Source organism: Desulfobacula sp., assembly GCF_021107415.1.
Window position 1 is genome coordinate 1 of the sequence record NZ_JAIOSW010000393.1, and the last position, 8,588, is coordinate 8,588.

An 8,588-nucleotide genomic window follows, 5' to 3' on the forward strand; every position below is an offset into this window, starting at 1 on the left:
GGATATAAGGTTTCATATCTATAATAACCCCATTGGTGGAGATGAACTTTGGAATGAGCAACAAAGTGTCCTGATAACCCATGGTGTTTTCAATGTCAACCTTGGTGCGGTAGTGCCACTCTCTGAAGATATTTTTTCTGTTCCTTTTGTGGGTATTGAAGTTGAGATCTACAATCCAGGCGAAGCGGCCTGGGAGATACTGACCCCGCACCAGTTCTGAGCAGAAGCATTCCCCTGCTTGGCTGCTTTTTTCAAAATTTCTTCAAACTCAATACCAAAAACAGAACCCGAACAGAATAGAACCAGCAAAACGAGAATAAAAAATTTTTCATTTGGTTTTCCTTCTTGAAAAAGGTTAATGCTAAAATCTTTTTTTTGCTTCTTTTGCCCTATCAATCTTTATCAGGGTTGTAAAGTGACTTCTACACTGCCAGGATAAACAGGAAGAATCCCGGATACATTTTGCTACTATTGCGGCTTTTGTGGATAGGGTTTGAAAAGTTAAAATATTCTTAAAACATTCAATTTTGTGGGGAATAGTGTGGGAAATGGTTATTTCAGGCATAAAAAAAGGGGTCTTGAAAAACTCTCAAGACCCCTGTCGTTTCAATGGAGGCGGCTTCCGGATTTGAACCGGAGAATAACGGCTTTGCAGGCCGTTGCCTTACCCCTTGGCCAAGCCGCCATGTTTTATGGAGCGGGAAACGGGATTTGAACCCGCGACTTCGACCTTGGCAAGGTCGCACTCTACCACTGAGTTATTCCCGCTCAGCAAACAAAAAAGATTTATATACTTTGACATTAAATTTGTCAATATTAAATTTACCAATATCATATTTAAAGGGAAAGAAATTTTCTGGCCTTAATAAAATAATCAAGCCCTGACCACAATGTAAAAATCAATGCCCCGTAAAGAAAAAACTGGCCAATGGAATTAAATTCGATTCCCAGATAACTATAATGCAGGGTCAAGGGTATAACGGCTGCAATCTGAAAACCGGTCTTGTATTTTCCAAGCCAGGAAGCTGCAACATCCTGGCCATTTTCAATTAATACGCATCTTAGACCCGTCACGGCAAGTTCTCTTCCAATAATAACACAGGCAATCCAACCCTGCATAAACCCTAAGGACACCAGCATCACCAATGTTGAAGAAACCAGAAGTTTGTCTGCCATAGGATCAAGAATTTTACCTAGTTTTGTAACCAATCCTCTGGTTCTTGCAAGATATCCATCAAGATAATCTGTAATGGATGCTGCCGAAAAAAGAACTGCTGCAATAAATGTTGTGATCTTTGTATCATACATTAACAGTATCACAATCACAGGAATGGCAACAATTCTGGATATGGTCATAAAATTGGGTGTCAGAACAAAATTTTTTACTTTTTCAAACCCGGTCATCTTCAATTATCCGTTCTTTTTATTCCAGTCTGCCATAAAGGCATCAATCCCTTTATCCGTCATATGATGGGATGCAAGTTTTTTTAATACCCCGTATGGAATGGTGGCAATATCAGCCCCCAAAAGAGCTGAATCCAACACATGAAGTGGGCTTCTGATACTGGCCACTATAATCTGGGTATCAAAATCATAATTGGCATAAATTTGAACCATCTCTTCAATCAGCCCCATTCCTTCTTCAGCAAGATCATCCAACCGGCCGACAAAGGGACTTGCAAATGTTGCACCGGCTTTGGCAGCCATCAATGCCTGAAGAGCTGAAAAAACCAGTGTCACGTTTGTTTTTATTCCTTCATCGGAAAGGGTCTTTACAGCTTTTAAGCCTTCAACCGTCATGGGGATTTTAACGGCAATATTATCTGCTATTTTTGCAAGCTCCCGGGCTTCCGTGATCATGCCATCATACTCCAGACTGATAACTTCCGCGCTCACAGGGCCCTTGACAATCTTACAAATCTGGGCAATAATTTCTTTAAACTCTCCGTCTTCTTTTGCAATCAAAGAAGGGTTTGTTGTTACCCCGTCAACCATGCCCATATTGTTGGCATCTATAATCTGGTCAATATTAGCCGTATCTATAAAAAACTTCACTTTAAGCCTCCTTGTCCAAAAGAATTACCTTCTGGGTTTCTTGTTTTTCTATTTTTTTTAACAAGTCATCTGATCTGCACTTTAAGACCGGATGAATCGTATGAGCTCCTATATCACACATGGGTATTAATACAAAACACCTTTGATGCATTCTGGGATGTGGAATTTCCAGGGTTTTGGTTTTGAGAATCAGATCTTCATAATAAATAATATCCAGATCAATAACCCTTGGACCAAACCTGAAGGATTTCCCTTCCTTATCCAAATCTTTTTCCACAGTTTTTAAAACTGCAAGCAATTCCTGGGGTTCCAACAGGGTTTTTATTTTTAAAGCTGCATTTACAAACCAATCCTGGTCTATATAATTTTGCGGTTGGGTTTTATAAAAAGACGATGCACAAACAACATCAATTTTATTTAGCTTGTGTAAAAGTGTTATGGCATTTTCAAGGTTTTGTTTCTTATCTCCAATATTTGAACCGATACTTAAATAAACAATATGCTGATCCATTTTTATTGATACTCAAACTGAATTGTTTTTGAAAAATCACTTTTCATATTGTCCTCACCTGTAGCCTGAACCCTGAAATAATATTTAAACCCCTTTTCTATTCTGGTCATAAATTCCATGGAGGGCATGGAGACAAATCCAATCATTTTAAATACAAAAGGACACCCTTCACATGCTTCAAATGTTTTTTTAGTCATAAAAATTTCAAAGCCCCGGGGTTTTACCGCAGCCGTCTCAATATCGATTTTATGGTTCCAAAAAAGCGTTATCTTCTTGTCACCCGGTGTATATTTCAAATCAAATGGTGGTGCAATTTTCTGCCCTTTTATCAGGGGGGCCAATGGAGGGCCTTTTTTACCGCATCCTGAAAAAACCAGGAGAATAACACTGAACAATACTATTGAAACTTGAAGGATGGCTCTTTTATTTTTCATTTTAATCCAAGCGCTCCTGCGGCTTTCTTTACTGCCTGTTTTACATTATCAAAACCGGTTCCTCCATAGGAGATCCGTCTTGAAATCGTTTCATGAATACTAATAAATTTATAGACATCTTTTTCAATCAACTCACTTAAATCTTTATACTCTTCAAGGGTCAGATCATTGAGTTCTTTTCCCTTGGTCAAGGCATAGGCTACCGCCCTTCCTGCCACGGCATGGGCCTGCCTGAAGGCCAGGCCTTTAGAAACCAGGTAATCAGCAAGATCTGTTGCATTTAAAAATCCCAGGGCACAGGCATTAACCATTCTTTCTTTATGAATTTTAATATTTTCAAACATTCTAGTATATACATCCGTACAGATTTTAAGCGTATCCACCGTGTCAAACAACGGTTCCTTGTCCTCCTGCATATCCTTATTGTATGCCATGGGCAAAGACTTCATCAGAGTGAGAATGGTGACAAGGTTGCCCACAACCCTTCCGGTTTTACCCCTTACAAGCTCTGCCACATCCGGATTCTTTTTTTGAGGCATGATGCTGGATCCTGTGGTAAAAGAATCTGAAATTGTGATAAAAGAAAATTCAGAAGAAGACCAGAGAATCAATTCCTCGGAAAGCCTTGAAAAATGAATCATGGCAATGGATGCATGGGAGATAAACTCCATGACAAAATCCCTGTCAGATACCGAATCAATGCTGTTGTCTGATACTTTTGAGAATGCGAGCACCTCTCTTGTGAATTCACGATTCAAGGGATAGGTGGTACCTGCAAGCGCTGCCGCACCCAGGGGCATGACATCAATTCTTTTTAAGCAATCTTTAAATCTTTCAATATCCCGCTTGAACATTTCATAATATGCCATGAGGTGGTGGGAGAACAATATTGGCTGCGCCCTTTGAAGATGGGTATATCCGGGCATGATCACATCCAGGTGGTTTTGAGCCATCCTGACAAGGGCTTTTTGAAATCCGGCCAAAAGCTCAATAATAATTTTTGTCTCTTTTTTTAAATAAATCCTGACATCCAGGGCAACCTGATCGTTCCTGCTTCGCCCGGTATGGAGTTTTTTTGCAACATCCCCGACAACTTTTCCCAAAGCATCTTCAATATGCATATGAATGTCTTCAAGGCTTGCGGAAAACTCAATTTCATTGTTCTCAATTTTCTCTTTTACTTTTCCAAGCCCGGCAATCAGGGAATCTGCCTCATCCTGGGTAATGATAGATTCTCTGGCCATCATTTTCACATGGGCAATGCTTCCTTCAATGTCACTGTCGTAAAGGTGCTTGTCAACATCAATGGATGCATTGAATTTTTCAACCAGTTCATCCGTGCTCTGGGAAAATCGCCCCCCCCATAGTTTTTCGTTCATAGTATCTTGAACTTCCTGTTATTTAATTTTAAACCTGAATTATAAGAGGCTGTCCAATGCAGATATCAGCCTGTCAATTTCTTTTTCCTCAATAATCAACGGTGGTGCAAATCTTAAAATTTTATCCTGAATTCCATTTATTATAAAGCCTTTTTCCATTAATTCTCCCACAAAAAAGGTCGCATTTTTATCCTTTCCCACTCCAATTTCCAGGCCGAGCAAAAGGCCTTTCCCCCTGATACCCACGACTCGTGAATGCTTTTCTTTAAGTTTTACCAGTTTGTCTTTAAAATATTGACCTTTTTGCCGAACCTGCTCTAAAAATGTTTCCCGGCTGATAATATTCACCACTTCCAGAGCGGCTGCCGTGGCAAGGGGTGTTCCGCCAAAGGTTGTGGCATGACTGCCAAAATCAAATCCAATTGCGGCATCTTCGGTTGCCAGCATGGCGCCGATGGGAAGCCCGTTACCAAGGGCCTTTGCAAGGGTCATGATATCCGGTGTTACCTTGTACAATTCATGTGCAAAAAAAGTTCCGCACCTTCCCATGCCACACTGAATTTCATCAAAGATCAATAAAATTCCCTTATCATTGCAAAGTTCTCTTACCGCTTTGAGATAATCAGGATCTGCCGGGATAATCCCGCCTTCACCCTGAACCGGCTCAAGCATAATGGCACAGACACTTTCATCGATTTCATTTCTCAACGCATCAATATCATTAAAGGGAACATAGGAAAACCCCTCAAGAAGAGGATAAAATCCCTCTTTGATTTTATCCTGGCCCGTGGCAGATAAAGTGGCCATGGTCCGTCCGTGAAAGGATTGCTCCATGGTAATGATTTTAAACCGGTTCTTATCTCCTTTTTTCTGGAAATATCTTCTGGCAAGTTTTATAGCTGCCTCATTGGCTTCGGCACCTGAATTTGCAAAAAACACCCTGTCGGCAAAACTTTTCTCACACAGCTTTGATGCCAGATCTGCCTGGGGCATAGTATAAAAAAGGTTGGATACATGAATAAGGGTTGATGCCTGCCTGTTAATCGCTTGTGTAATTTTTGGATGGCAGTGCCCCAGACTGCACACTGCAATTCCGGCTAAAAAATCTATATATTTTTTTCCATCCTCATCCCAGAGAGATGTTCCTTCTCCCTTGACAAATGCTTTGCCTTGTCTTGCATAGGTTTGAAATACAAAATTATCTGTTTTTTTAATCGAATCCACGCGCAACCCCTTATATTTAAAGGTCATTTAAAGGTTAATCTACAAAAACCTGGGTACCAATACCGGAATCGGTAAACAACTCAAGCAACACGGCATGGGGCAGTTTCCCATTAATAATGTGGGACTTTTTTACACCGTTTTTTAAAGCATCCAAGGCACATTCGACCTTGGGGATCATTCCACCCTTAATCCCATCTGTTTCAATCATTTTTTGAATGGTTAAAGCATCCACGGAAGAAATCAGTTTTTTGTTCATATCCAGCACGCCATCCACATCAGTAACAAGCATCAGGCGTTCTGCATTCAAAGCTGATGCAATCTTTGATGCAACAACATCAGCGTTGATATTATATGTTTCACCATTAACACCCACACCCACCGGTGCAATAATGGGAATAAATCCTTTGACCGTCAGGGTATGAATAATCTCAGGATTAATGGTTGACACATTGCCAACCATGCCGGGATCTATGATTTCAGGCGGTTTGTTTTCATCTTCCTTATGATAGATGGTCATCTTCTCTGCAATAATCAGCATACCGTCTTTTCCGGTCAGGCCCACAGCTTTGCCTCCCTGACGATTAACCCTTGAAACAATATCCTTGTTGACCTTGCCGCCCAAAACCATCTCAACCACATCCATGGTTTCATCATCAGTATATCTCATGCCCCGGACAAATTTTGATGTAATCCCCATGGCATCCAACACTTTATTGATCTGGGGTCCGCCGCCATGAACAACAACCGGATTTACCCCAATGTATTTTAACAAGGTGATATCGTTGGCAAAATCTTTTTTCAAATTTTCATCCACCATTGCATGACCGCCATATTTCACCACAATGGTCTTGCCGGAAAATCTTTTTATATACGGCAGCGCCTCAATCAGTATCTCAGCAACACTATTTGTCATAGGATATACCTTGCCAAATCTTCATTTTCAACAATGTCCATCAATTGCTTTTCCACAAAAGATGCATCAATTACAATCTTTTTTTCTTCTATATCAGGTGCTTTAAAAAGAATATCTTCCAACAACTTTTCCAGAATGGTATGAAGCCTTCTGGCACCAATATTTTCTGTTGAGGCATTAACTTCCACAGCAATGGCTGAAATCTTATCAACCGCACCTTTTGTAAACTCAATCTCTATACCTTCTGTTCTTAGCAGGGCGATGTATTGAAGCACAAGTGCATTTTTAGGCTCTGTTAGAATTCTTACAAATTCATTGGCCCCCAGAGAGCTGAGTTCCACCCTTATGGGAAACCTTCCCTGGAGTTCCGGGATCAAGTCCGACGGTTTTGACATATGGAATGCGCCGGAAGCGATAAACAGGATGTGATCTGTTTCCACTATTCCATGCTTTGTCGGAACGGAACTTCCTTCAACAATGGGCAAAAGGTCTCTTTGGACTCCTTCTTTTGAGACTTCCGGGCCATAACTTTTTTCTTTGCCCACAATTTTATCAATTTCATCTATAAAAATAATCCCGGACTGTTCCACCATGGTTACGGCATCTGCCTTTACCTGCTCCATGTCCACAAGATGGGCCGCTTCTTCCTGGGTCACAAGTTTTATGGCATCTTTAATTTTTACCTTGCGACGCTTGGTGTTTTTGGGCATCAGGTTTCCCAGCATATCCCTGACATTAATTCCCATCTCCTCAATGCCGGTATTGGAAAAAATTTCAACCATGGGGGAAGATTTATCCTGCACCTCAAGGTCAATCTCTCTTGCATCAAGCTTTCCTGCTCTCAGCATTTTTCTTAGTTTTCCCCTGGTGGATGCTTTGGGCTGATTGTCTTCATGCTCCTGCCCGGTCGTAATGATATCAATATCATTTGAAATAACCGCACCGGTTTTTGAAGATGGCGGCAGTAAAATATCCAGGATCCTTTCTTCCGCTATCCTGGCTGCTTTTTCCTGGACCTCATCCTGCTGTCTTACCCTTAATTTATTTACGGTCAATTCCACAATATCCCTGATCATGGATTCAACATCCCTGCCCACATATCCAACTTCTGTAAACTTTGAGGCTTCCACCTTGTAAAAGGGAGAATCGGTTAAATTGGCAAGCCTTCTTGCAATCTCGGTCTTTCCAACACCAGTGGGCCCGATCAATATAATATTTTTCGGGGCAATCTCTTCTTGAAGGTCTTTGTCAAGCTGTTGCCTTCTCCATCTGTTTCTCAAGGCAATGGCAACTGATTTTTTGGCATCATTTTGACCGATAATATATTTATCCAGCTCTTCTACAATCTGACCGGGTTTTAAGTTGTGTTTTAAATTGTGTTTTAAATTATGTTTTAAATCTTTCATTATCTTTTTTTCTCTTTAGTTAAATTCTTCCACAGCAATATAATGATTCGTATAGATACACAAATCAGCCGCTATTTTCATGGCTTTTTCCACAATTTGTCTTGATTCAAGATCTGTGTTTTCAAGCAGAGCGACTGCTGCAGACTGGGCTGCTGTACTGCCCGAGCCGATACTGATCACCCCTTCATCGGGTTCAATGACATCCCCGTTGCCCGATAATAGATAAGTATTCTGCCTGTCAACAGCAATCATCATGGCTTCAAGCCGCCGCAAATATTTATCCGTTCTCCACTCTCTTGCAAGTTCCACACAGGCCCTTGTCAGACTTCCATTATATCTTTCCAGTTTTTGTTCAAGTTTTTCAGACAGGGTCAATGCATCTGCTGTAGCCCCTGCAAAACCTACAATAATCTTGTTATTATAAATTCTTCTGACTTTTCTTGCTTTGTGCTTTGTGACAATAGTTCCCAATGTCACTTGCCCGTCCCCCGCAACAACAACGTTATCTTTATGTCTTACCGCAAGAATCGTTGTTCCGTGAAATACCTCTTTATCCATTTTTTAGCCGCCTTATATTTTCAACTTCTTGGATGTGCCTTGTCATATACCTGCATCAGCCGGTCCATACTCACATGGGTATAGACCTGGGTGGTGGATAAGCTTACA

10 protein-coding genes and 2 tRNA genes are annotated in these 8,588 nt (G+C 40.9%); 1 reads left to right on the forward strand and 11 read right to left on the reverse strand.

Annotation, left to right across the window (positions count from 1 at the left end; genetic code table 11):
* A partial coding sequence (locus K8S13_RS19720) for a hypothetical protein (RefSeq protein ID WP_291465272.1) occupies positions 1–220 on the forward strand: 220 nt, incomplete at its 5' end.
* A 390-nt stretch (positions 221–610) separates the two neighbouring features.
* On the opposite strand, the gene K8S13_RS19725 is transcribed toward K8S13_RS19720, so the two are convergent.
* From K8S13_RS19725 to hslV, 11 genes are all read right to left on the reverse strand, one after another.
* Positions 611–685: transfer RNA gene (locus K8S13_RS19725), tRNA-Cys, on the reverse strand.
* A gap of 8 nt (positions 686–693) precedes the next feature.
* Positions 694–768: transfer RNA gene (locus K8S13_RS19730), tRNA-Gly, on the reverse strand.
* 69 nt (positions 769–837) lie between these two features.
* Positions 838–1,404, reverse strand: coding sequence for a CDP-diacylglycerol--glycerol-3-phosphate 3-phosphatidyltransferase (gene pgsA, locus K8S13_RS19735; protein ID WP_291465273.1), 567 nt, complete (start codon positions 1,402–1,404; stop codon positions 838–840).
* Between the two features lie 6 nt (positions 1,405–1,410).
* Positions 1,411–2,055, reverse strand: a complete 645-nt coding sequence (gene fsa / locus K8S13_RS19740) for a fructose-6-phosphate aldolase (protein WP_291465276.1) — start codon at positions 2,053–2,055, stop codon at positions 1,411–1,413.
* A gap of 1 nt (position 2,056) precedes the next feature.
* Entirely contained in the window at positions 2,057–2,566 is a 510-nt protein-coding gene (gene folK, locus K8S13_RS19745) for a 2-amino-4-hydroxy-6-hydroxymethyldihydropteridine diphosphokinase (protein ID WP_291465278.1), read from the reverse strand.
* Between the two features lie 2 nt (positions 2,567–2,568).
* Positions 2,569–3,000 (reverse strand): hypothetical protein, encoded by a 432-nt coding sequence (locus tag K8S13_RS19750; protein WP_291465280.1) that lies wholly within the window; start codon positions 2,998–3,000, stop codon positions 2,569–2,571.
* Positions 2,997–4,379 carry an argininosuccinate lyase gene (argH, locus tag K8S13_RS19755; protein ID WP_291465282.1) on the reverse strand — a complete coding sequence of 461 codons (1,383 nt, stop codon included), beginning with the start codon at positions 4,377–4,379 and terminating at the stop codon, positions 2,997–2,999. The genes K8S13_RS19750 and argH overlap by 4 nt, the downstream gene beginning before the upstream one ends.
* Positions 4,380–4,418: 39 nt before the next feature.
* Positions 4,419–5,603: an acetylornithine transaminase gene (locus K8S13_RS19760; RefSeq protein ID WP_291465284.1), complete on the reverse strand. Its 1,185-nt coding sequence runs from the start codon at positions 5,601–5,603 to the stop codon at positions 4,419–4,421.
* Between the two features lie 34 nt (positions 5,604–5,637).
* Complete coding sequence (gene argB / locus K8S13_RS19765) at positions 5,638–6,516, reverse strand: acetylglutamate kinase (protein WP_291465286.1); 879 nt, start codon at positions 6,514–6,516, stop codon at positions 5,638–5,640.
* Positions 6,513–7,922, reverse strand: a complete 1,410-nt coding sequence (gene hslU / locus K8S13_RS19770) for an ATP-dependent protease ATPase subunit HslU (protein WP_291465288.1) — start codon at positions 7,920–7,922, stop codon at positions 6,513–6,515. Before hslU ends, argB begins: the two co-directional genes overlap by 4 nt.
* A gap of 15 nt (positions 7,923–7,937) precedes the next feature.
* Complete coding sequence (hslV, locus tag K8S13_RS19775) at positions 7,938–8,480, reverse strand: ATP-dependent protease subunit HslV (RefSeq protein ID WP_291465290.1); 543 nt, start codon at positions 8,478–8,480, stop codon at positions 7,938–7,940.
* Between the last annotated feature and the right edge of the window lie 108 nt (positions 8,481–8,588).

Coding starts and splice junctions, on each gene's coding strand:
- pgsA (WP_291465273.1), bottom strand. CDS start 1,404: ATGACCGGGTTTGAAAAAGTAAAAAATTTTGTTCTGACACCCAATTTT.
- folK (WP_291465278.1), bottom strand. CDS start 2,566: ATGGATCAGCATATTGTTTATTTAAGTATCGGTTCAAATATTGGAGAT.
- K8S13_RS19750 (WP_291465280.1), bottom strand. CDS start 3,000: ATGAAAAATAAAAGAGCCATCCTTCAAGTTTCAATAGTATTGTTCAGT.
- argH (WP_291465282.1), bottom strand. CDS start 4,379: ATGAACGAAAAACTATGGGGGGGGCGATTTTCCCAGAGCACGGATGAA.
- argB (WP_291465286.1), bottom strand. CDS start 6,516: ATGACAAATAGTGTTGCTGAGATACTGATTGAGGCGCTGCCGTATATA.
- hslU (WP_291465288.1), bottom strand. CDS start 7,922: ATGAAAGATTTAAAACATAATTTAAAACACAATTTAAAACACAACTTA.
- hslV (WP_291465290.1), bottom strand. CDS start 8,480: ATGGATAAAGAGGTATTTCACGGAACAACGATTCTTGCGGTAAGACAT.